Origin of the sequence: Nonomuraea sp. 3-1Str (assembly GCF_031570565.1) — a bacterium.
GTDB lineage: Bacteria > Actinomycetota > Actinomycetes > Streptosporangiales > Streptosporangiaceae > Nonomuraea.
In genome coordinates, this window is the sequence record NZ_JALHBK010000044.1 from 1 (window position 1) to 21,381 (window position 21,381).

The 21,381-nt window shown below is 73.2% G+C and carries 26 protein-coding genes and 1 riboswitch; of the genes, 10 read left to right on the top strand and 16 right to left on the bottom strand.

Annotation, left to right across the window (positions count from 1 at the left end; all coding sequences use genetic code 11):
• The 6 genes from MTP10_RS39750 to MTP10_RS39770 all read right to left on the bottom strand — a co-directional run.
• Positions 1-386: CbiX/SirB N-terminal domain-containing protein (locus MTP10_RS39750; RefSeq protein ID WP_310716851.1), on the bottom strand; the 386-nt coding region annotated here is incomplete at its 3' end.
• An 8-nt stretch (positions 387-394) separates the two neighbouring features.
• Positions 395-1,123: a phosphoadenylyl-sulfate reductase gene (locus MTP10_RS39755; protein ID WP_310716853.1), complete on the bottom strand. Its 729-nt coding sequence runs from the start codon at positions 1,121-1,123 to the stop codon at positions 395-397.
• On the bottom strand, positions 1,120-1,290 hold the full coding sequence (locus MTP10_RS39760) for an Insertion element protein (RefSeq protein WP_310716855.1): 171 nt from the start codon (positions 1,288-1,290) through the stop codon (positions 1,120-1,122). Before MTP10_RS39760 ends, MTP10_RS39755 begins: the two co-directional genes overlap by 4 nt.
• Positions 1,287-2,960, bottom strand: coding sequence for a nitrite/sulfite reductase (locus MTP10_RS39765; protein WP_310716857.1), 1,674 nt, complete (start codon positions 2,958-2,960; stop codon positions 1,287-1,289). The genes MTP10_RS39760 and MTP10_RS39765 overlap by 4 nt, the downstream gene beginning before the upstream one ends.
• Positions 2,961-3,068: 108 nt before the next feature.
• Entirely contained in the window at positions 3,069-3,158 is a 90-nt protein-coding gene (locus MTP10_RS42185; RefSeq protein WP_355443229.1) for a putative leader peptide, read from the bottom strand.
• 54 nt (positions 3,159-3,212) lie between these two features.
• Entirely contained in the window at positions 3,213-3,338 is a 126-nt protein-coding gene (locus MTP10_RS39770) for a hypothetical protein (protein WP_310716859.1), read from the bottom strand.
• Between the two features lie 47 nt (positions 3,339-3,385).
• Here MTP10_RS39770 and MTP10_RS39775 point away from each other — a divergent pair, with 47 nt between their 5' ends.
• The 4 genes from MTP10_RS39775 to glyA all read left to right on the top strand — a co-directional run bounded on the left by MTP10_RS39775 (position 3,386) and on the right by glyA (position 7,069).
• A complete protein-coding gene (locus MTP10_RS39775) occupies positions 3,386-4,255 on the top strand; it encodes a TIGR03084 family metal-binding protein (protein WP_310716861.1) in 870 nt (289 codons plus the stop codon).
• A 12-nt stretch (positions 4,256-4,267) separates the two neighbouring features.
• On the top strand, positions 4,268-4,663 hold the full coding sequence (locus tag MTP10_RS39780) for a YccF domain-containing protein (RefSeq protein WP_310716864.1): 396 nt from the start codon (positions 4,268-4,270) through the stop codon (positions 4,661-4,663).
• Positions 4,664-4,699: 36 nt separating this feature from the next.
• Positions 4,700-5,680 carry a YihY/virulence factor BrkB family protein gene (locus MTP10_RS39785; RefSeq protein ID WP_310716866.1) on the top strand — a complete coding sequence of 327 codons (981 nt, stop codon included), beginning with the start codon at positions 4,700-4,702 and terminating at the stop codon, positions 5,678-5,680.
• 27 nt (positions 5,681-5,707) lie between these two features.
• A riboswitch (ZMP/ZTP riboswitch) is annotated at positions 5,708-5,790 on the top strand.
• Between the two features lie 25 nt (positions 5,791-5,815).
• The gene (gene glyA, locus MTP10_RS39790; protein WP_310716868.1) at positions 5,816-7,069 is read left to right on the top strand and encodes a serine hydroxymethyltransferase; all 1,254 of its coding nucleotides are present in this window, start codon (positions 5,816-5,818) and stop codon (positions 7,067-7,069) included.
• A 73-nt stretch (positions 7,070-7,142) separates the two neighbouring features.
• Here glyA and MTP10_RS39795 read toward each other — a convergent pair whose 3' ends face one another.
• The 3 genes from MTP10_RS39795 to MTP10_RS39805 all read right to left on the bottom strand — a co-directional run bounded on the left by MTP10_RS39795 (position 7,143) and on the right by MTP10_RS39805 (position 9,978).
• Positions 7,143-8,495, bottom strand: a complete 1,353-nt coding sequence (locus MTP10_RS39795; RefSeq protein WP_310716870.1) for a CHRD domain-containing protein — start codon at positions 8,493-8,495, stop codon at positions 7,143-7,145.
• A gap of 164 nt (positions 8,496-8,659) precedes the next feature.
• A complete protein-coding gene (locus MTP10_RS39800; RefSeq protein WP_310716872.1) occupies positions 8,660-9,385 on the bottom strand; it encodes a zf-HC2 domain-containing protein in 726 nt (241 codons plus the stop codon).
• Positions 9,382-9,978, bottom strand: a complete 597-nt coding sequence (locus tag MTP10_RS39805) for a sigma-70 family RNA polymerase sigma factor (protein ID WP_397201242.1) — start codon at positions 9,976-9,978, stop codon at positions 9,382-9,384. The genes MTP10_RS39800 and MTP10_RS39805 overlap by 4 nt, the downstream gene beginning before the upstream one ends.
• Positions 9,979-10,305: 327 nt before the next feature.
• Here MTP10_RS39805 and rsgA point away from each other — a divergent pair, with 327 nt between their 5' ends.
• Entirely contained in the window at positions 10,306-11,403 is a 1,098-nt protein-coding gene (rsgA, locus tag MTP10_RS39810; protein WP_310716874.1) for a ribosome small subunit-dependent GTPase A, read from the top strand.
• 9 nt (positions 11,404-11,412) lie between these two features.
• Here the strand turns inward: rsgA and MTP10_RS39815 are convergent, their stop codons facing one another.
• A complete protein-coding gene (locus tag MTP10_RS39815) occupies positions 11,413-12,330 on the bottom strand; it encodes a LysR family transcriptional regulator (protein WP_310716876.1) in 918 nt (305 codons plus the stop codon).
• A 115-nt stretch (positions 12,331-12,445) separates the two neighbouring features.
• On the opposite strand from MTP10_RS39815, the gene MTP10_RS39820 reads away from it, so the two are divergent.
• Positions 12,446-12,793 (top strand): DoxX family protein, encoded by a 348-nt coding sequence (locus tag MTP10_RS39820; protein WP_310716878.1) that lies wholly within the window; start codon positions 12,446-12,448, stop codon positions 12,791-12,793.
• A gap of 55 nt (positions 12,794-12,848) precedes the next feature.
• Positions 12,849-13,493, top strand: a complete 645-nt coding sequence (locus MTP10_RS39825; protein ID WP_310716880.1) for a phosphoribosyltransferase family protein — start codon at positions 12,849-12,851, stop codon at positions 13,491-13,493.
• A 9-nt stretch (positions 13,494-13,502) separates the two neighbouring features.
• Here the strand turns inward: MTP10_RS39825 and MTP10_RS39830 are convergent, their stop codons facing one another.
• The gene (locus tag MTP10_RS39830) at positions 13,503-13,973 is read right to left on the bottom strand and encodes an ATP-binding protein (protein ID WP_310716882.1); all 471 of its coding nucleotides are present in this window, start codon (positions 13,971-13,973) and stop codon (positions 13,503-13,505) included.
• Positions 13,974-14,105: 132 nt separating this feature from the next.
• Between MTP10_RS39830 and MTP10_RS39835 the strand changes: the two genes are divergently transcribed.
• Positions 14,106-14,996: a helix-turn-helix transcriptional regulator gene (locus MTP10_RS39835; protein WP_310716883.1), complete on the top strand. Its 891-nt coding sequence runs from the start codon at positions 14,106-14,108 to the stop codon at positions 14,994-14,996.
• A gap of 127 nt (positions 14,997-15,123) precedes the next feature.
• On the top strand, positions 15,124-15,357 hold the full coding sequence (locus MTP10_RS39840) for a DUF397 domain-containing protein (RefSeq protein WP_310716885.1): 234 nt from the start codon (positions 15,124-15,126) through the stop codon (positions 15,355-15,357).
• A gap of 201 nt (positions 15,358-15,558) precedes the next feature.
• On the opposite strand, the gene MTP10_RS39845 is transcribed toward MTP10_RS39840, so the two are convergent.
• The 4 genes from MTP10_RS39845 to MTP10_RS39860 form a co-directional block, all read right to left on the bottom strand.
• Complete coding sequence (locus tag MTP10_RS39845) at positions 15,559-15,870, bottom strand: WhiB family transcriptional regulator (protein ID WP_310716887.1); 312 nt, start codon at positions 15,868-15,870, stop codon at positions 15,559-15,561.
• Between the two features lie 102 nt (positions 15,871-15,972).
• A complete protein-coding gene (locus MTP10_RS39850) occupies positions 15,973-16,842 on the bottom strand; it encodes a sucrase ferredoxin (RefSeq protein WP_310716889.1) in 870 nt (289 codons plus the stop codon).
• A gap of 175 nt (positions 16,843-17,017) precedes the next feature.
• Positions 17,018-18,658 carry a glycerol-3-phosphate dehydrogenase/oxidase gene (locus MTP10_RS39855; RefSeq protein WP_310716891.1) on the bottom strand — a complete coding sequence of 547 codons (1,641 nt, stop codon included), beginning with the start codon at positions 18,656-18,658 and terminating at the stop codon, positions 17,018-17,020.
• A complete protein-coding gene (locus tag MTP10_RS39860) occupies positions 18,633-19,187 on the bottom strand; it encodes a TetR/AcrR family transcriptional regulator (protein ID WP_310716893.1) in 555 nt (184 codons plus the stop codon). The genes MTP10_RS39855 and MTP10_RS39860 overlap by 26 nt, the downstream gene beginning before the upstream one ends.
• A 16-nt stretch (positions 19,188-19,203) precedes the next feature.
• On the opposite strand from MTP10_RS39860, the gene MTP10_RS39865 reads away from it, so the two are divergent.
• A complete protein-coding gene (locus MTP10_RS39865) occupies positions 19,204-20,847 on the top strand; it encodes an FAD-binding oxidoreductase (RefSeq protein ID WP_310716895.1) in 1,644 nt (547 codons plus the stop codon).
• Between the two features lie 40 nt (positions 20,848-20,887).
• Here MTP10_RS39865 and MTP10_RS39870 read toward each other — a convergent pair whose 3' ends face one another.
• Positions 20,888-21,301 (bottom strand): tetratricopeptide repeat protein, encoded by a 414-nt coding sequence (locus MTP10_RS39870; RefSeq protein WP_310716897.1) that lies wholly within the window; start codon positions 21,299-21,301, stop codon positions 20,888-20,890.
• Positions 21,302-21,381: the final 80 nt, after the last annotated feature.

A 21,381-nucleotide genomic window follows, 5' to 3' on the forward strand; every position in this document is an offset into this window, starting at 1 on the left:
TGGTACCTGGCCTGGCTGACGCACAAGGCGCTGGAGGCCGAGCGGCCGACCGCGCGCCTGCGGGTGTGGACGTGGCTGCTGGCGCTGACCGCGGCGGCGATGAACGTCTGGCACGGCGCCGCCGGCAGGTCCACCCGCGAGTGGTACGCCTCCGTCAGCAGCAGCGGCAGCACCACGGCCTCGCCCAGCCCGGCCAGCGCCTGACCGAGGCTCGGCGCGGCGTGGTCCAGGTAGGCCGTGCGGACCGGCAGACCCGGGCGGGCCCGCCGGACCTCGTCCAGGAGCGCCTCCACGACGGCCGCGGCCCGCGGGTCGCGGGAGCCGTGCGCGACCGCCACCAGAGGCGGGTCCTGGTCCGCCCCGCCTGCCAGCGGGGCGGACCACACGCCGGGGACTACAGGTGAATGCCGCATTCGACCTTCCCCAGCCCCGCCCAGCGGCCGCTGCGCGGGTCCTCGCCGTCCGCGACCTGCCTGGTGCAGGGGGCGCAGCCGATCGAGGGGTAGTTGTCGTAGTGCAACGGGTTGATCAGCACCCCGTTGTCGGCGATGTAGTTGTCGACCTCCTCCTGGGTCCACCGCGCGATCGGGTTGACCTTGACCATCTGCCGCTTGGCGTCCCACTCGACGACCTTGGTGCCGGCCCGGCTGGGCGACTCGTCGCGGCGGATGCCGGAGATCCAGGCGAGGTAGGGCTCCAGCGCGCGGTTGAGCGGCTCGACCTTGCGCAGGTAGCAGCACAGGTCGGGGTTGCGGCCGAACAGGCGCGGGCCGAGGTCGCGGTCCTGCTCCTCGACGGTCCGCGACGGCTTGACGTCGATCACGTTGACGTCGTAGACCTGCCGCACCGCGTCCCGCGTGCCGACGGTCTCGGCGAAGTGGTAACCGGTGTCGATGAACAGCACGTCCACGCCCGGCTTGACCCGGCTCACCAGGTCGATGACGAGCGCGTCGCTCATCGAGGAGGTCAGGCACAGCCGGTCGCCGAACGTCGCCGCCGCCCAGCGGATGATCTCGCGGGCGGACGCCTCCTCCAGGAAGACGGCGGCCGACTCCACGATGTCCTGCAGGTCGAGGGTGCCGCGTTGTCTCCGGAGTCCGACCTCGATGTCCACCAGCGTCATATCGTCACTCCGATCCCCAGGAACTTCAGCTTGAAAGCGCGGGCGCACGAGCGGCAGTACCAGCCCCCACCGGTCGCGGACCCGCCGACGTTGAGTTCGCCCTCGTACGGTTCGAGATCCTCGTCGCCGCAGTAAGGGCAGTGGAACGGGACGGCGCGCTCGCTCATCGCAGGTCCGCCTCGTCCGCGCGCTGCACCCAGTCGGCGAAGGACTCGCCCTCCTTCTTCTGGGCGTCGTAGTGGGTGACGACCCGCTCCACGTAGTCGGCCAGGCCGGCCGCCGTGGTCTTCAGGCCGCGCACCTTCCGGCCGAAGCCGGCGTTGACGCCGAGCGAGCCGCCGAGGTGGATCTGGAAGCCCTCGACCTGGTCGCCGTTCTCGTCGACGACGAGCTGGCCCTTGAGCCCGATGTCGGCGACCTGGATGCGGGCGCAGGAGTTGGGGCAGCCGTTGACGTTGATCGTCAGCGGCTCCTCGAAGTTCGGCAGCCGCCGCTCCAGCTCGTCGATGAGGTCGGACGCGGTGGCCTTGGTCTCGACGATGGCGAGCTTGCAGTACTCGATGCCGGTGCAGGCCATCGTCTGCCGCCGGAACGTGGACGGGTTGACCTGGAGGTCGTTGGCCTCCAGCTCGGCCACCAGCGAGTCGACCTGGTCGGGCGCGACGTCGAGGATGACCATCTTCTGCTCGACCGTGGTGCGGACCCGGCCGGAGCCGTGCCGCTCGGCGATGTCGGCGATGACGTGCAGCTTGTCGCCGTCGAGGCGGCCCACCTTGGGCGCGAACCCGACGTAGAAGCCGCCGTCCTGCTGCGGGAAGACGCCCACGTGGTCGCGGCGCGACCCGCGCGGCTGGGCGGGTGCGGGTCCGTCGGGCAGGGGCGCGCCGAGGTACTCCTTCTCCAGCACCTCGCGGAACTTCTCCGTGCCCCAGTCGTTGACGAGGAACTTGATCCGCGCGCGGTGGCGCAGCCGCCGGTAGCCGTAGTCGCGGAAGATGCCGATCACGCCGGCCCAGACGTCGCCGACCTGGTCGGGCCGGACGAACACGCCGAGCCGCTTGCCGAACATCGGGTTGGTGGACAGGCCGCCGCCCACCCACACGTCGTAGCCCTTCTCGCCGCCGGGCAGCTCGACGCCGACGAACGCCACGTCGTTGATCTCGTGGACGGTGCAGTGGGCGGGGCAGCCGCTGATCGCGGTCTTGAACTTGCGCGGCAGGTTGGAGAACGCCGGGTCGCCGATGAAGCGGTCGTACACCTCGTTGATCTGCTCGGTGGCGTCGAGCACCTCCTCGGTGTCGATGCCGGCCAGCGGGCAGCCGAGGATGACGCGCGGGGTGTCGCCGCACGCCTCGGTGGTGGACAGGCCGACGGCCTCCAGGCGCTCCCAGATGTCGGGCACCGACTCGATGTCGATCCAGTGGAGCTGGACGTTCTGCCGGTCGGTCAGGTCGGCGGTGCCCCGGCCGTACAGGTTGGAGATGTCGGCGATCGCGCGCAGCTGGCGCAGGTCGAGCTGGCCGCCGTCGATCCGGACGCGCAGCATGAAGTAGCGGTCGTCCAGCTCCTCGGGCTCCAGGATCGCGGTCTTGCCGCCGTCGATGCCGGGCTTGCGCTGGGTGTAGAGGCCGTACCACCGCATGCGGCCGCGCAGGTCGGCGGGGTCGATCGAGTCGAAGCCGCCCTTGGAGTAGATGTCGATGATCCGCTGGCGGACGTTGAGCCCGTCGTCGTTCCTCTTGTTCTCCTCGTTCTTGTTGAGCGGCTCACGGTAACCGAGAGCCCACTGACCCTCGCCGCGCGGGCGCTTGTGGTGCCGGCTGGCAGGAGTGCTCATTGCGCGTCCTTCGCGTCATGGGCGCGCTCGTGCTTCCTCCCGCCTCGTCGTCGAGTGCGGGGGTTGCGAAGAGGAGTGCGACGCCCTCAGTCAGAAATCAGGGGATGATCAGCGGGCGTCACGACAGATGGCGCTGCGGACACGCTGAAGGTCGACGTGGCGTCGGCCGACGAGCATGGGGTCCGCTGGCATGTACATGAAGATACTCGGGCTGCCCGAGATGTCCAACAACGGTCCAGAGTCTGGACGTGATCATCCCTGGCGCGGCCAGTCCAGCGGCGACTCCTTCTCGTGCTCCGAGCCCTGGTGCTGGCAGTCGCACCACGAGCCTCCCCGGCACTCCTCGTGCCGCCGCTCCTTGCAGCTCTCGCAGATCACCCTTCGCATTATTCCTCGTAGAACCTTGTTCGGTTAGGGTGGCGGGCATGAGCGACACGGGACAGCCGGCGCCGGACCTGATGGGGGAGCTGCTCGCCGACCTGCGCGCGGAGACGGCATCCCTGGAGGCCCTGCTGACGCCGCTGAGTCTCGGGCAGTGGGAGCTGGCGACCCCCGCCGAGGGCTGGACGGTGCGCGACCAGGTCGCCCACCTGGCGTGGTTCGACGACGCGGCCCGCACGGCGGTGACCGATCCGGCCGCGTTCCGCGCCTCGCCGGAGGTCTCCGCCCTGGGGCCCGGCTCGGTGGACGAGCTGGCGTTCCGGTCGCGCGGCATGCCGGCCGGCGAGCTGCACGCCTGGTTCCGCGCGGCCCGCGCCCGCAGCCTGGACGCCTTCGCCGGGCTCGGCGCGCGCGACCGGATCCCCTGGTACGGGCCGGACATGTCGGCCGCCTCCTTCGTCACGGCCCGGCTCATGGAGACCTGGGCGCACGGCGAGGACGTCGCCGCCGCGCTCGGCGTCACCCGCGAGCCCACGCTCCGGCTGCGGCACGTGGCGACGCTCGGCGTCCGGGCGCGCCCCTACGGGTTCGCCGTGCGCGGGCTGCCCCTCCCGGCCGAGCCCGTACGGGTGGAGCTGACCCCGCCCGGCGGCGGCGAGCCGTGGACGGCCGGGCCGGAGGACGCGGCCGACACGGTGCGCGGCCCCATGCTGGACTTCTGCCTGCTCGTCACCCAGCGCGTCCACCTGGCCGACACCGCCCTCGTCGTCACCGGCCCCGCCGCCCGCGCCTGGGCGAAGATCGCGCAGGCGTTCGCCGGGCCGCCCGGCAAGGGGCGTCCCCCCAGGTCAGGGCCCGGCGCTCAGGGTCAGGCTCAGGGGGATGCCGGATGTCGCGCGACGCACGCGCGGTGACAAGCTGAAGGCATGCGCACGATTCTGAACGTCATCTGGCTGGTCTTCGCCGGCATCTGGCTGGCCCTCGGGTACGCCGTGGCGGGGATCGTCTGCTGCGTCCTCATCATCACGATCCCGTTCGGCATCGCCGCCTTCAGGATCGCCGCGTACGCCCTGTGGCCGTTCGGCCGGACGGTGGTGCGCGACCCCCAGGCCGGGGTGTTCTCCCTGATCGGCAACATCATCTGGTGCGTGGTCGCCGGCGTCTGGCTCGCGATCGGGCACGTCCTGACCTCCATCCCGCTGTTCCTGTCCGTCATCGGCATCCCGCTGGCCATCGCGAACCTCAAGCTGGTGCCCGTCTCCCTCCTGCCGCTCGGAGCGCGCATCGTGGACACCGACCAGGGCAGGGGCACAGGGACATAAGCTGTCGGGAAGAGCCGCTGCGAATACGTTGGTGTCATGACGTCCACCGATCTGCCCACGCGGGCGAGGAAGCGCATCGCCTCCGACGTCCGCGCCGGGCTGGGCCGGGTGCGCGGCACGAAGGCGTGGGCGATCGTGCGCGACGCCGTCGAGGCCGGGGTCGCCTACCGGGTGACCGGACTGGCGGGCGAGGCGGCGTTCTTCGCCCTGCTGTCGCTGCCCCCGTTCGTGCTCGGCGTCATCGGCGTGATCGGCAAGCTCGGCACGTGGCTCGGCCAGGACAAGGTCGAGCAGGTGCGCCGGTGGGTGATCGAGCAGTCCGGCATCCTGTTCACCAAGGACACGATCGACACCGTCGTCAACCCGCTCATGAACGACGTGCTGCGCGACGACGCCAGCAAGGTGTCCATCATCTCCCTGGGCTTCCTGCTGTCCCTGTGGTCCGGATCGCGTGCCCTGTATGTGTACGTCGATCTCATCTCGGTCTCGTACGGGCTGGGAGAGACGCGGGGGATAGTCCGGACGCGCCTGATGTCGTTCGGCCTCTACGTCGTCGGCCTGGCCATCGCCATCGTCGTCATGCCGATCCTGGTCATCGGGCCGACCATCCTCAGGGACGCGCTGCCGGGGCAGTACGCCGTCCTCATCGACCTGCTGTACTGGCCGGTCGTGGTCATCGGGTCGGTGCTGTTCCTGACCGTGCTCTACCACGTGAGCGTGCCGGTGCGGACGAAGTGGTACCGGGAGCTGCCCGGGGCCGTGCTGGCGCTGTTCCTGTGGATCGTGTGCGCCGCCGTGCTGCGCGCCGTGCTCGCCGCGTGGTTCTCGCCCGTCTCCGTGTACGGCTCGCTCGCCGCGCCCATCGCGCTGCTGCTGTGGCTGTACATCACGGCGCTGGCCGTCCTCATCGGCGCCATTCTGAACGCGGAGGTGGACAAGCTGTGGCCGGTCCCCGGGCGCGCGGTCCGGCCGGAGGAGGCGGTCGTCGCAGGGGGCGCCGTCACCACGCGCGAGTGAGCCGACACCACCACGTCCGCTATCGTCTGTAGACGTCGCGACTGGCGCATGAGGTGGACTTACCACCGGGGAGCGGAAGGGAGCGGAGGCCGTGCGCCTGGGTCTTCGCCGGATGTCAATGATGACAGGAGAGTCATGAGTTCTCTCGCTAGCGTCGACCCGCGGATCGCCGAGCTGATCCAGGCCGAGGAGCGCCGCCAGGCCGACACCGTCAAGCTGATCGCCTCCGAGAACTACGTCTCCAAGGCCGTCCTGGAGGCGACGGGCACCGTCCTGACCAACAAGTACTCCGAGGGCTACCCCGGCAAGCGCTACTACGAGGGCCAGCAGGTCATCGACCAGATCGAGACCCTGGCGATCGAGCGGGCCAAGTCGCTGTTCGGCGTCAACCACGCCAACGTGCAGCCCTACTCCGGGTCCCCGGCCAACCTGGCCGTCTACCTCGCCTTCGCCCAGCCCGGCGACACCGTCATGGGCATGGGCCTGCCGTTCGGCGGCCACCTCACGCACGGCTGGTCGGTCTCGGCCACCGGCAAGTGGTTCACCCCGGTCCGCTACGGCGTGCGCAAGGACACCGGTCGCGTCGACCTCGACGAGGTGCGCGAGCTGGCCCTGGAGCACCGGCCGAAGCTCATCTTCTGCGGCGGCACCGCCATCCCGCGCACGATCGACTTCGAGGGCTTCGCCTCCATCGCCCGCGAGGTGGGCGCCGTGCTGGCCGCCGACATCGCGCACATCGCCGGCCTCGTCGCGGGCGGCGCGCACCCGTCGCCGGTCGGCCACGCCGACGTGATCTCCACGACCACCCACAAGACGCTGCGCGGCCCGCGCGGCGCCATGCTCATGGCGTCGAGCGACGAGCACGCCACGGCCCTCAACAAGGCCGTCTTCCCGGGCCTGCAGGGCGGACCGCACAACCACACCACCGCCGCCATCGCCGTCGCCCTGCACGAGGCCTCGACCGACGACTTCAAGGCGTACGCCCACCAGGTCGTCGCCAACGCCAAGGCGCTCGCCGAGGAGCTCGGCAGCCGCGGCTTCGACCTGGTCTCCGGCGGCACCGACAACCACCTGATCCTGCTCGACCTCACGCCCAAGGGCATCGGCGGCAAGCCCGCCGCGCAGGCGCTCGACCGGGCCGGTCTGGAGACCAACTACAACACGGTCCCGTTCGACACCCGCAAGCCGTTCGACCCGTCCGGCATCCGCATCGGCACCCCGTCGGTCACCTCGCGCGGCATGGGCGAGGCGGAGATGCGGCAGATCGGCGCCTGGATCGACGAGGTCGTCACGGCCCTGGCCAAGGGCGACGCCGAGGACGTCATCGCGCGCGTCCACCAGGAGGTCAGCGAGCTGACCGCTCAGTTCCCGGCCCCGGGCCTGTCCTAGTCCGCACCGACGCCGGCGGCCCCGTCGCGGACCCTGTGGTCCGGGACGGGGCCGCCGTCTCTCCCCGCGGGGATCAGCCCAGGAAGAGGTAGTCGGCCCGGTACGGGACGCGCGCCTTCCGTCCCGGCTTGCACGGGCCCGCCGGTGCGACGCCGCCCTCGGTGTTGAGCCGCAGCACCTGGGTGACCCCCGACAGCAGGCCGCCCTTCGCGCCCGCCGGGGTGGCGGCCAGCACCAGCTCCGGGATGGCCCGCTCGCCGTTGGGGGCCTTGGTGACGACCTTGCCGCGCACCGCGCTGCCGTCCGGAGCGACCCACTGCGGCGGGCCGGCGGCCGGGGTGACGAAGGAGTGCGCGATGCCGCGCCGCAACCGGGCGTCCACGCCCTCCTGGGCGAAGGCGTACCCGCCGCCCGGCTGCTTGGCGCAGGCGTAGATCTGGGAGCCGCGCAGCACGTCGGCCGTCAGCGCGCGCGGGTGGCCGAACGGCTTGCCGGACAGCCGGCCGCGCACCGCCCCGCCGCCGAACTCGGTGGTGTGCAGGTTGCCGTAGTACCGGCCCGGGTGGGCGGCGATGCGCTTGACCACGGCGGCCGGCACCCTGGCCTCGCCCGCCACGCCGGTGATGCCGGCCGGCAGCCCCTTCGGCGCGGCGAACAGGTCGGCCACGACGGCGCCGTTCTCGCCGGGCACGCCCTTGTGGACGTGGCCGTTCGTCACCGGGGCGAGCCCCGACCAGATCGCGGTGTAGCCGATGGCCGAGCCGTGCGGGCGCAGCCACCACACGGCGCGTCCGTCCTTGTCGCCCCGCTTCTTGCCGTCCTTCGCCTGAACCTCCTGCCCGCCGTCCGCGCGCGAGCTCAGGGTCGCGCGGTTGCTGCCCTGGAGCACCCCGTCGAGATCGACGGGGCCCACCCGGTGGAACTGGCCGCGCACCGCGCCCTTCGGGTGGCGGGCGTCGTGGACGTTGGCGTAGAAGCCGCCCGGGTCCTCGACGAGCGCCCGGACCAGCTCGGGATCGGCCTCGACGGAGCCGCTGACGCCGAGCACGCCGCCGGGCAGCGGCTTGGTGAGGAACTCCAGCCGCACGTCGCCGTTCGCGCCCCGCGCGCCGAGGTGGACGTGGGCCGCGGTGGGGGCGCCGATCCCGTTCCAGCGGATCGCGAAGGCGACCCGGTCGCCGCTGACGCGCAGCACGACGGTCGCGCGGCCGTCGGCGTCGCGCCGGACGCCCACCTCGTTGGCGCCGCGCAGACCGGCGGCGAGGAAGACGTCACCGGCGTCGGCGCGGGACGGGGCGGCGGGCACGATCGCCCGCTGGGCGGGCCGGGCGTCGGCGGCGGCCGGGACGGCGGTGGGGGCGAGGGCGGCGGCGAGCAGGCCGAGGGCGAGTGCGGCGCCGGTGCGGGCGTCCTGGGAACTGGGCATGGCAAACCTCTGCATTCGGGCGTTCGGTTCGGTACGGCAGGCAGTACGGGACCCGCACCGGCGGAGGTTCAACCCGTGAATGCGTAAAAGTACCGGTTGCCACCAGGGGAACGAGGGCATGGAAATGCCCTCCCACCGCAGGTGAGAGGGCATCCGGCGCGAGGTCAGACGTTCACGGTGAGCAGTTTCTCGCCCTTCGTGGTGACCACCTCGAAATGGTCGATCTGTTCCAGGGGGTACGGACTGCCGCCGTGCGTGTACAGCGGATCCGGCTGCCCCGGGACCCCGTAACCGGCGGCTGGAACCGCCCATCCCGTCATGACCCGCCGCTCCCCGGACTTCGACACCGACACCAGCTCGCACTCCAGCGGGCCCTTCACGCCCGACAGCTTGAGCGCCGCGTGGGTGCCCCACGCCTTCGACTCGATCACCAGGCCGCCGGTGACGCCGCGGGCGCCGGTGCCGGCCACGGGGGTGCCGTCGGCGTAGAACTGCTCCGCCGGACCCAGATGGTCGTGGTGCCCGGCCGCCGCGGGTGGCGGCGCGGCGCCCGGGTCGCCGAGCTGGGTGCCGACGGTCAGGCCGCCGGCGACCAGCGTCACCGCGGCGGCCAGGCCGATCACGATCGTGCCCCTGCGCGCACGGCGGTCGGCCGTCCGCTTGCGCCGCATCAGATCGACGACCTCGGCCTCGCCGCGCGACGGCGGCGGGCCGAGGTCGTCCAGCGGGCCGATGCCGACGAGCGCGCCCGCCACCCCCGACAGGTCGGCGAGCTCTGCCGCGCACGGCGGGCAGGTGGCCAGGTGCTCCTCGAAGGCGGCCTTGTCGTCGTCGTCCAGCAGGCCGAGGGCGTAGGCGCCCACATCGGTGTGCTCCACCTGCGACGTCACGCCGTCACCCCCCTCTCCTCCAGTGCGACGCGCAGGGCGCGTACGGCGTAGTACACCCGGGACTTCACCGTGCCCACGGGGATCCCGAGGGCCTCGGCGGCGTCGTTCACCGACCGGTCCCGCAGGATCGTCTCATTGAGGATCTCGCGGTGCGCCGGCGACAGCGCCCTCAGCGCGTCTGACACGAGCACCTGGTGCAGCAGTCCCTCCATCTCGTCGGGCACGGGCACGCTCTCCAGCGGCCCGTCGCCCGACTCCTGGGGGCGGGCGTCCCTGCGCCGCCGGTCATCGATGACGATACGTCGGGCCACGGTCGCGAGCCAGGGCATCAACGAGACCGACGCCGGATCCAGCCGCTCCGCGCTCCGCCAGGCGCGGATCATGGTCTCCTGTACGACGTCCTCTGCCCACTGCCGGTCGCCCGCCGTCAGCCGTACCACGAACGCCAGGAGCGGCCCGTGGTACTCCCGATAGAGAGCCGAAACGACCAGGTCGTCATCGGGCCGGACGCGCCTGATCCATTGGCTCAACCGCGGCTTGCCCATGAGGCCGGCCCCCTCGGCCGAGGGTGGGGGATACGTGCTGGTCCGCATCATTCCCCTTTCTCGAGTCGTCGGCAGGAAGTACGGCCAGGGCTCCGGGCGGGGTTCAACGACACGCCGAGAAAAATGGGATTGCGTCCTTCGTGGCGGGATGCGTAGAGTCTGCGCGACGGCCCGGCACCGGGGCGTCGCCGTCGCCGCGCGCCGCGGTGACCATGGAGTGATCCCACGGAGCGCGAGAGCGCGGCCGTGGCGTGAGAAGAGTGCGAGACAGGAGGTGGAGACCATGCGGATTGTCCTGTTCCGCCTGCGTGCCGTTCACCTCCGGGTGCCTGCCTGAGCCACCCGGTCTCCCTTCTCAGCAGAGGAATCACTGCGTTGTCGTTCGACCTTTCCCTGCTCGGCTGGACCGCGTCCCGCGCCGCCGAGCTTCCTTCCGGCGCCGTCCCCGGGCGGGTCTCCCGCGTGGACCGCGGCGCCGCCGAGGTGATCACCGAGGACGGCCAGCACCACGCCCGCTACTCCGCGCGGGTGCGCCGGGCCTCGGCAGAGGACCCCGTCGCGTTGCCGTGCGTCGGCGACTGGGCCGCGCTCCGCGCCCTGCCCGAGGGCCGCTACGAGCTGGACGCCGTGCTGCCGCGCAGCACGGCGTTCGTGCGCGGCGGCGTCAGCCGCGACTCGCGGGGCGGCCTGTCCGGCGACGGCCAGGGCCAGGTGCTGGCCGCCAACGTGGACATCGTGTTCGTCGCCGAGCCGTCCATGCACTCCACCGACTTCGCCGACCTCGGCCGCATCGAGCGGCTCGTCGCGCTGGCCTGGGAGTCGGGCGGCACGCCCGTGGTGCTCGTCACCAAGGCCGACCTGTTCGACCAGGGCCTCGACGACCTGCTCGCCGACGTGCACGCCGCCGCGCCGGGTGTCGACGTGCACGCCGTCTCCTCGCTGCGCGGGGAGGGCGTCGACCTGGTGCGCGCGTACCTGGAGGGCTCGCGTACCGCCGTCGTGCTCGGCCCGTCCGGCGCCGGCAAGTCCACGCTGGTCAACGCGCTCGCCGGCGACGGCGTCATGGAGACGCAACTCGTCCGCGCCGGCGACGGGCGGGGCCGCCACACGACGGTCCACCGGGAGCTGATCCCGCTGCCCGGCGGCGGCCTCGTCATCGACACGCCCGGCATCCGGCGGGTCGGCCTGTACGACATGAACGAGGGCGTCGACCTGGTGTTCTCGGACATCGACGAGCTGGCACAGCGGTGCCGGTTCGGCGACTGCGGGCACGAGGCGGAGCCGGGCTGCGCGGTGACGGCCGCCGTCGAGAGCGGCGACCTGCCGGAGCGGCGGCTGACCAGCTGGCGCAAGCTCCAGCGGGAGGCGGCCTGGATGGCGGGCCGCACCGACGCCCGGCTCCGCAAGGAGCAGCAGAACCGGTGGAAGATCATCCACAAGGAGATGCGCCGCTCCGGGCGCGCCCGTCCCTGACGGCCGCGATCAGGCGGTGACCTCGCCGTCCTGCCTGGGCGGCCTGTTGTCCAGGCAGGCGCGGACGAAGTCCCGGACGACGGGATCGGCGTCGCCGGCGGGAGTCCACGCGACGCCCACCCCGCTCGGCGCGACACCGGTGACCGGCCGGTACGTGACACCCGGGCGGGTGTAGAACCGGGCGGCAGACTCGGGGGCCAGGGCGACGCCGTAGCCGTTGGCGATGGCGCTGAGCCACTCGTCGGGCTGGTCGGTGACCGCGCCGACGCGGACGGGGCGGCCCTCGCGTTCGTCGGCGGCCAGCCAGTAGTCCCGCCACCCGCCCGTCTCGGACGGGGCCGCCACGAACGGCTCCTCCCACAGGTCCCGGAAGGCGATCCGCTCACGCGCGGCCAGCGGATGGTCCGAGGGCAGCGCGACCCAGCGGGGCTCGGAGAACAGCACCTCCACGCGCAGAGTGTCCTGGCCGGGGAACGGCAGCCGCAGCAGGGCGGCCTCGACGTCGCCCCCGGCGAGCCCGGCCGTCGGGTCCGACCACGCCGCCTGCCGCATGTCGGCCTTCCAGCCGGGCCGGCGGCGGGCGAAGTCCGCGACGATGCTCTGGGTGATCTCGTTCGCGGCGCTGGCCAGGAAGCCGATCCGCAGCAGGCGGGCGGCCCGGGCGGACGTGGCCCTGGTCTCCCGCAGCGCGTCGTCCCACCCGGACAGCAGAGCGGGCACCCGCCCGGCCAGGGTCCGGCCCGGCTCGGTCAGCTCCATGCCGGACCGGGAGCGCGCGAACAGCCGCACTCCGAGCTGGGTCTCCAGCTGCCTGATCTGCCGGGTCAGCGCCGGCTGGGACACGTACAGCCGCTCCGCGGCGCGGGTGAGGCTGCCTTCCTCCGCCACGGCGGCGAAGTACCGCAACAACCGGGTGTCGACGTCCATGCCGCCAGGTTATAGACGCCGGTATTGGACGGCCGGGAGAGGGCGCGGCGAGGCTGGGCGAGCCAGCGAGCGGCGGCGGCCGCCCGACGTCCGTTCCCGTAGGAAGCCGAGCTCCATGTCCCTTGTGTACGTCGTCGTCACCGTCCTCACGATCGCGGTCAACGCCTGGGCGGCGATCGCCGACTTGGCGCGGGCGGGGTTCGTCCTCGCCAACTCGTCCGCGCTGGGCGTCCCGCGCTCCTGGATCCCGATGCTCGGGGCGCTCAAGGCCGCAGGAGCGGCCGGGCTGTCGCTCGGGCTCCTGGGCGTCCCGCTCGTCGGCGTCGCCGCGGCGGCCGGGCTCGTCCTGTTCTTCACGGGCGCCGTCGTCGCGCACGTCCGCATCCGCGCGTACGGCACGATCGCGGCCCCCGCCGGATATCTGGGGCTGGCCGTCGCCTGCCTCGTCCTCGGCGTCGCGTGACGACCCGTCATGGCGGTCGGGCGGGGGAGCGAGGTGGGGCGGGTAGGACCAGGGCATGGATGTGTTCGCCGACCGGGCCGAGGCCGGTGAGCTGCTGGCCGGGCGGCTGCTCCACCTCCGCGACCCCGTGGTCCTGGCCCTGCCCCGGGGAGGCGTCGCCGTGGCGCTGCCCGTCGCCCGGCGGCTGGGCGGCGTGCTCGACGTGCTCGTCACCCGCAAGATCGGCTACCCGCCGATGCCGGAGCTGGGCGTCGGCGCGATAGCCGAGGGCGGCGAGCCGGTGCTGGACCTGCCGCTGCTCACGCGGCTCGGGCTGCGGCCGTCGTCCGTGGCGGCCGTGGTCGAGCAGGAGCGGCGGGAGCTGGCCCGCCGGGGACGGGGCTACCGGGGCGAGCGGCCGCTGCCCGTGCTGGCGGGCCGCGAGGTGGTCGTGGTGGACGACGGCCTGGCGACCGGCGGCACGGCGCGGGCGGCGCTGCGGGCCGTGAACCGGGCGGGGCCGGCCAGGGTGACGCTGGCGGTGCCGGTCGGGGCCCGCGAGACGGTGCGGGCGCTGCGCGGGGAGGCCGACGACGTGGTGGTGCTCGAGACGCCCGCCGACTTCCGCGCGGTCGGCCAGTGGTACGTCCACTTCGACCAGCTCAGCGACGCCGACGTCCTGGAGCTGCTGGCGAGGGGGAGGGGAGAGCCGAACCCCTAGCCCGGCGAGTCAGGCGGCGAGGACGGCCCAGACGAGCTTGCGGCGGGCGCTGGAGACGACCCAGCCCCACGTGGTGGAGATCGCCTCGACCAGCCGCAGCCCGCGCCCGAACTCGGCGAACAGGTCGGGGGAGGCGGCCACCGGCGCGGCCAGGCAGCGGTCGGTGACCACGCACGCCACCTCGGTGCCGTAGCCGAGCAGGCGGAGCTCGTCGATGCCGCCGCCGTGCCGCATGGCGTTGGTCACCAGCTCGGACACCACGAGCTGCGCCTCGAAGGCCACGCCGTCCGACCCCCAGGCGGCCAGCGTGTGGTCGACGAAGCGCCGGGCGGAGGACACGCACGCGGGCTCCATCAGCCCGTGGAAGGGGAAGATCGCGTCGCGGGGAGTGGGCCGTCCGCCCAGCAGGACGGAGGACAGCCATTCCGGCGGCCGGGCACCTACGACGGGGGCTTGCGGCCGAGCGTCGAAAGTCGTCATCGTGGCCCCCGAAGCGCGGTCTGTTAAATGATCCACAGCCATCTTTACGGCATGCGCTTTCCGATGCAAGACTTTTCGCCGTTTACGGATGCAAATCGCATTTGCACGTGCAGATGATCTAGGAGCGGTGGCGTGAGCGCACCAAGCGCGGAAGGGAGCGTCCTCGGCTTCACGCCGGGAAGCCCGACGGTCCTGCGGATCCTGCTGGGCAGCCAGCTGCGCAGGCTCCGCACGGAGAAGGGTATCTCGCGGGAGGCCGCCGGATACGCGATTCGCGCCTCGCACGCCAAGATCAGCCGGCTGGAGCTGGGGCAGGTCAGCTTCAAGGCACGCGACGTGGCCGACCTGCTCACCCTGTACGGGGTCACCGAGGAGGCCGAGCGCGCCCCGCTGCTGAGCCTCGCCCGGCAGGCCAACGCCCAGGGCTGGTGGCACAAGTACGGCGACCTGCTGCCCGCCTGGTTCGAGGTGTACATCGGTCTCGAAGGCGCGGCCTCGGTCATCAGGACGTACGAGAACCAGTTCGTGCCCGGCCTGCTGCAGGCCCCCGGCTACGCCCGCGCGGTCATCAGGCTCGTCCACGACGTCGCGCCGGAGGACGAGATCGAGCGGCGGGTGAGCCTGCGCACCACGCGGCAGCGGAGACTGACGGGCGAGGACGCGGTCACGCTGTGGGCGGTGATCGACGAGGCGGTCGTGCGGCGCGCGCTCGGCGGCCCCGAGGTCATGCGCGAGCAGATCGACCACCTGCTGGAGATGACCGGCCTGCGCAACGTGACCGTGCAGGTGATGCCGTTCGAGCGGGGCGGTCACGCGGCGGCCGGCGGGCCGTTCAGCATCCTGCGCTTCCCCGAGCGGGACCTGCCCGACGTCGTCTACATGGAGCAGCTCACCAGCGCCCTCTACCTCGACAAGCCCGCCGAGGCCGAGCACTACATGCGGGTGATGGACCGGCTGAGCATCCAGGCGGAGTCCCCGGCCCGGAGCAGGAAGTTCCTGGAGGGACTGCGCTCGTCGCTGTGACCGCGCGCCTGTGACCCACCCCATAGGGGGAAATTTGGCCATCAGGGGTATGGCCGGTCTCGCGCTGCCGTAATCTCTGCTCGCAAAGCACGGATGCACGTGCATTTGCAAGCGAGGAGCTTCTTCCATGCATGGGTTCCGCAACGGAACGCCCGCCGGCCACCTCCCCGTCGTGTGGCGGAAGAGCAGGCGGAGCAACCCCAACGGCAACTGCGTCGAGGTGGCCACCCTGCCCACGGGGGAGATCGCAATGCGCAACTCGCGCTTTCCCGACGATCCCGCGCTCGTCTACACGCGCGCCGAGATCACCGCGTTCGTCCTGGGGGCCAAGGACGGGGAGTTCGACGACCTGATCGTCTGATCCGCTCGAACGGGGATCGACGAACGACGAGAGCCCGGCGCCGAGGGAAGGCGCCGGGCTCTTTCGCGTGCTCGGGTTGAGATTCGCGCCTGATCATGCAGTTGTCCCGACCGGGTTCGCCGGGGCCTGGACCTGGCGGGCCGGGCCCCGGTTCATCGGGACAACTGCGGGATCACACGGTGCTCGTGACTGCCGGGCGGGTCAGGCGGCGGAGATGCCGGCGCTGGCGGCGCGGCGCATGCGACGGCGACGCTCGGAGGCGCGCTCGTCCTCGTTGAGGCCGCCCCACGTGCCGTACTTCTCCGGGCGCGAGAGCGCGTAGTCCAGGCACTCGTTGCGGACGGGGCACTGCGAGCAGATCGCCTTGGCCTTCCGCTCACGTACGTCACGCTCGGGCTGGCGCTCTCCGTCGGGGCCGAAGAAGAGCACGAGGTCCTCACCCCGGCACGCGGCATCATCCTGCCAACCCCAGCTGGGGCGCGGGCGGGCGAGCTGCCGACGTACCTGAGACATGAGAAAACCACCTTCGTGAGAGGTATTTCGGTAATTGAGCCGCATTGGACGCTTTCGGCGTCACTGTTCCAACGCAAGGAGGGGCCGTGATGTTCCCATGAGTCAGGTAAGCGCCGGCGTGGCATACCGCACAGGCGAGAGCCTGTCCAGCGAAACCAGCCGGTAGGTGGTGATCGTGTCGGCGCAAGCCGTGCCACACGGCGCTCGGAACGCCGAGGGCTTGACCACAACCCGGAACCGGACGTCGCCGCAGCTCACGAGGGCCTCGGTGACGTCGCCGTCCGACCTGGAGGATTCCACGGCCACTGCGCCGACAGAGCACTCTCCCGTATGGGCTCGGGCGAAGTGCTCGACGGCTTGCAATGGCTCAGGGATGCCTGCGCGTCCCCGGTAGCGGTCGAGAATGATCTCGCCCGACCGGTACGCGTTAGCCGCTGCGATCGCAGCAGCCTGAGACATGCTGCCGTAGAAAATTCCGTGTGGCAAGCACACGAGGTTGGCGGCGTAACGATCGCCGCCAACGTGTGACGTTTCCCATACTCTGTCCGGCCACCTGGTGGCCAGGTCACGAGCGAGGGGTAGTCCAATGCGGGCGCAACACGCATTGCGCTTGGCGTGCGTGCAGACCAGAAATACCGGCTCGTCTTCAAGTATGCAGGACTCCGGGACCACTCCGGCCACCAGCGCGTCGAGGTCAAGATCGTCAGGACCTGCGACGACGCCCGAGGCCAGCCACGGTTGCGGGCCCGCGCCGTAGGCGACTAGCACACGCATCCCTTGCCCCGCCGATCGGGTCCGCCGCCCCGGGCGCCGGATCAGCTGGGGCCTGACGCCGCGCTCCAGGGCCCGTTCGACGAGCCGGGCGACGTCGTCCGGGAGGTCGAGGCTCTCCAGGTGGGAGGGCCACGGGCCGGAGTACTCGACGAGCAGCCACAGCCGGGCCCCCACGGTGGCGCTGGCCCAGGTGGGCACCGCTCCGCTGTGGCATCCGTCCGGATGTTCGCAGCCCCTGGCCAACGCTCCCCCTCTGCGAGCCTGCATGAGATTAGGTAAGACTAACCTAACGGTAAGGCTCGCCGGATGTGGGGGATCCGCCCGACGTGTCGCCCCGCTCGCGTCGGGCCATCCCCAGGGAGGCTGCGGGCGGTCACGGGGCGTCCGGCGTGCCGGTGGCGTCCCCGGCGGCCTCCAGGGTGGCGGCGGCGCGGGCCAGCATGGCGCGGGCGGCGGGCAGCGCGGCGGCGCGGTCGGCCGGGACCAGGCCGATGCGGGTGCGCCGGTCCAGCAGGTCCCCCTCGTCGAGGGCGCCCTCGTGCAGCGCCGACCAGAGCAGCTCGCCCGCCGTGACGCCCTGCCCGACCTCCTCCGGGTGGGCGCGGGTGTACGGCAGCACGGCCGCCGCCTCGCCGCCGTAGCGCTCCACCAGCCGCGCCGGAAGCTGTTCCGGGTCCTGGCCCGCCCCCCGGTCCGCGTCTGCGCCCCCGGGTCCGCCCGCCGTGCCCGGCGCGGCCGGTGTGCCCGCCGCCGGGTTCGCGCCCACGAGCGGCAGGCGGGCCGTGCGGCAGGGCCCCGCCTCCAGCCCCGCGACGGACACCGCCCGGTCCGCGGCGTCCTCGGCCATCCGGCGGTACGTGGTCAGCTTGCCGCCCACGACGGTGACCACCGCGTCGCCACGCCCGCCTCTCCTGCCCCTCTCGCCCCCCAGCACGGCATGCCGGCGCGACAGGTCGGCCGTGCCGCCTTCGGCCGCCAGGAGCGGCCTGAGGCCCGCGTAGGCGCCCGCCACGGCCTGCCGGGGCAGCCGGACGTCCAGAACCGCGTTGAGGAGACCGAGCAGCGTCGTGACGTCCTCCTCGGGCGCCTCGGGCACGTCCGGAACGGGCCCGTCCACGGGCTCGTCCGTGAGCCCCAGGTACGCGCGCCCGTCGGGCTGGGGGAGCAGCAGCGCGAAGCGGTTGCCGGCGCCCGGGACCGGCAGGGGCAGCCCCGCCGTGAGCCCCGGCAGCGTCCCCGGCGCGAACACCAGATGCGTCCCCCGCGACGGCCGCAGCCGCACGCGCGGGTCCAGCCCGCCCGCCCACACGCCCGTCGCGTTGACCACGGCCCTGGCGCGGATCTCGAACTCCTCGCCGGTCAGCTCGTCCCGCGCCCGCGCTCCGCGGCCCGTCAGCTCCAGGACGCGGCAGCGGGTCAGGATCCGGGCGCCGTGCGCGGCGGCCGTGCGCGCGAGGGCCACCACCAGGCGGGCGTCGTCGAGCAGCCGCCCGTCCCACGACAGCAGCCCGCCGCGCAGGCCCTGCGGGCGCAGGAACGGCGCGAGCCGGCGCGTCCGCCGCGCGTCCAGGCGCGACGGGCCGGGGAGCAGCGGCCGGGGCGTGCGGGCGGCGGTCCGCAGCCCGTCGCCGAGCCGGTAGCCCGCCATCACGGCCGCCTCCCGGGCCCGCGAGACGTCGCGGGTCAGGGGCAGCACGTACGGGTGCGCGCGCACCAGGTGCGGCGCCGTGTGCCGCAGCAGGACGCCGCGCTCCACGGCGCTCTCGTAGGCGATGCCCACCTCGCCCCGCGCCAGGTAGCGCAGCCCGCCGTGGACCAGCTTGGAGCTCCACCGGGACGTTCCGAACGCCAGGTCGTGCGCGTCGGCCGCCGCCACCGTCAGACCTCGGGAGGCGGCGTCCAGGGCCGCGCCCGCGCCCGTGGCGCCGAGCCCCACCACGAGCACGTCCACCGTCTCCCCGGCGGTCCGCGCCAGCTCCCGGCTTCTCCTACGGGCGTTGAGCGAGCTGTCCAAGGTATCCCTCCAGCAGGGTCGCGAGCTCGGCGTCGAGGTCGTCCAGGGTCACAGTGTCACTGTCCGCGCCTTCGGGGCCGGGGCCGGTCATGGCGGGAGCGGAGATCAGGAACGACTGGGCTACCAGCAGGACCGTCCGCGCCGCGCGCGGGTCGCCGGTGACGCGTTCGAGCACGGCGAGGACGGCGTCGTGGGTGGCCCCCCTGCGGTGCAGCAGGTACGGCAGGAGCAGCTCGGGGTCGGCCTCGACGATCTTGACCCAGAGCGGATGGGCGCGCAGCCGCCGCACCCCCTCCACCACGGCCGCCACCGGGTCGGACAGGTCCAGGTCCTCCACCGCCCGCAGCCACTCGCGCGTCATCAGGTCGGCCACCAGCGACCGCACGTCCGGCCAGCGCCGGTAGAGCGTCATGCGCGAGACGCCGGCCCGGCGGGCGACGTCGGTGAGCGTGGTGCGCCGTACCCCGTAGGCCAGCACGCAGTCATGCGCCGCGTCCAGAACGCCGTCATTGTGACGGATCAACGTCATGTGTCACAGTGTAGACATGTCCGCTGAACCCATGCTCTGGTCCGGCTGGGGCGACCCCGCCCGCGCCCGCGAGCTGCCCGGCCCGGTCCGCGAGCTGCTGCGCGACCTGCTCGGCGTGCGCGGGCCCGCCGCCCCGGCCGTGCCGCTGGAGTCGGTGCGGCTGCCCGGCGTCGCCCTCGACGGCCGCCTGCTGGAGGCGCTGGCCGGGATCACCGGCGCCGCGCACGTCCACACCTCCCCCGAGGAGCGGGTCCGGCACACGCGCGGCAAGTCGACGCCCGACCTGCTGCGCATGCGCGCCGGCGACGCCCTCGACGCGCCCGACGCCGTCGTGCTGCCCGGCTCGCACGCCGAGGTGGCCGAACTGCTGGAGCTGTGCTCGCGCGAGCGCGTCGCCGTCGTCCCCTTCGGCGGCGGCACCTCGGTCGTGGGCGGTCTCGCCGCCGGCCGGCCCACGACCACGGAAGCCGGCCCGCCCACGACCGTGGAAGTCGGCCCGTCCGGGAACGGGGCCGGTGGGCGGGCGGCGTTCGCGGGCGTGGTGGCGCTGGACCTGGGGCGGCTGGACCGGCTCGTGGGCCTGGACCTGGAGTCGCGGGTGGCCGAGCTGGAGCCCGGGCTGCGGGCGCCGGAGGCCGAGCGGCTGCTCGCCGCGCACGGCATGACGCTCGGCCACTTCCCCCAGTCGTTCGAGTACGCCACGCTCGGCGGCTTCGCGGCGGCCCGGTCCAGCGGGCAGGCGTCCGCCGGCTACGGCCGCTTCGACGACATGGTGGCCGGGCTGACCGTGGCCACCCCCGTCGGCACACTGGAGCTCGGCCGGGCGCCCCGCTCCGCGGCGGGGCCGGACCTGCGGCAGCTCGTCCTCGGCTCCGAGGGCGCGTTCGGCGTCATCACCTCGCTGCGCCTGCGGGTACGCCCCGCGCCCGCCGAGAAGGTCTACGAGGGCTGGCGCTTCCCGTCGTTCCGTGAGGGCGCCGCCGCGCTGCGCGCGCTCGCCCAGGACGGGCCGCTGCCCACGGTGCTGCGGCTGTCGGACGAGACCGAGACCATGGTCGGCCTGGCCCGGCCGGACGCGCTGGGCGGAGGCGGGCCGGGCTGCCTGGTGATCGCCGGCTACGAGGGCGCGTCCGTGGCGGCCGTCCGGGCCGGGGCGGGGGCGGTGCTCGCGCGGCACGGCGGCGAGCCCCTCGGCGAGGAGCCGGGGCAGGCGTGGGAGCGGGGCCGGTACTCGGCGCCGTACCTGCGTGACTCGCTGCTGGCCGCCGGCGCGACCGTGGAGACGCTGGAGACCGCCTGCTTCTGGTCGGGGCTGCCCCGCCTGTACGACGCGGTGCGGCTGGCGCTGCTCGGCGCGCTCGGGTCGCCGCTGGTGATGTGCCACATCTCCCACGTGTACGAGACCGGCGCGTCGCTGTACTTCACCGTGGTGACCGCCCAGCACGGCGACCCGGTGGAGCAGTGGGCCACGGCCAAGCGGGCCACCCTGGAGGCGATCGCCGGGGCGGGCGGGACCGTGTCGCACCACCACGGCGTCGGCCGCGACCACCTGGAGGCGTACACGCGGGAGCTGGGGCCGGTGGGCGTCGAGGTGCTGCGGGCCGTCAAGGCGCGGCTGGACCCGGAGGGAGTGCTCAACCCCGGCGCGCTGGTGCCCTGACCGGCCTTCCGGCGGGCGGCTCACGGGGGAGCGGGCGGGCTCAGGGGGGCGGGTCGATGGCGGCCTCGGCCTCCCGCGCCGTGGCCACGGCCTCGCCGTACCGGTGCAGCGCCTCGTACGTCTCCGTCAGGGTCCCCAGGCACATCACCAGCGCCGGGCCGCCCAGCGAGCGGGCCAGCGCGACGGCCTCCAGCGCGTACGGCAGCGCCTCCCCGGGCCGCCCGCGCCGGAGCATCACCCGGGCCGCCGAACGCAGCGAGCGGACCAGCAGCGCCGTGTGCGCGGCCGGGTCCGCGGCGGCCAGCGCGCGGCTGCGCCCGACCGCCTCCACGACACAGCGGACCCGCGCCCGGCTCCACCGCCACCGCATGTGCGCCAGCGCCAGCAGCCCTTCGACGGCGGCCACCTCCGAGGTGTCCCGCCGGGTCGTATCGTCCGGACCGTTCCGGGCCATGGCAGCCCCTCCCGCGGCCGACAACCGCTTGCTTGGGGCGTGAGGCTACACATGGGAACCTTCCGTGTCGAGAGCGGCAC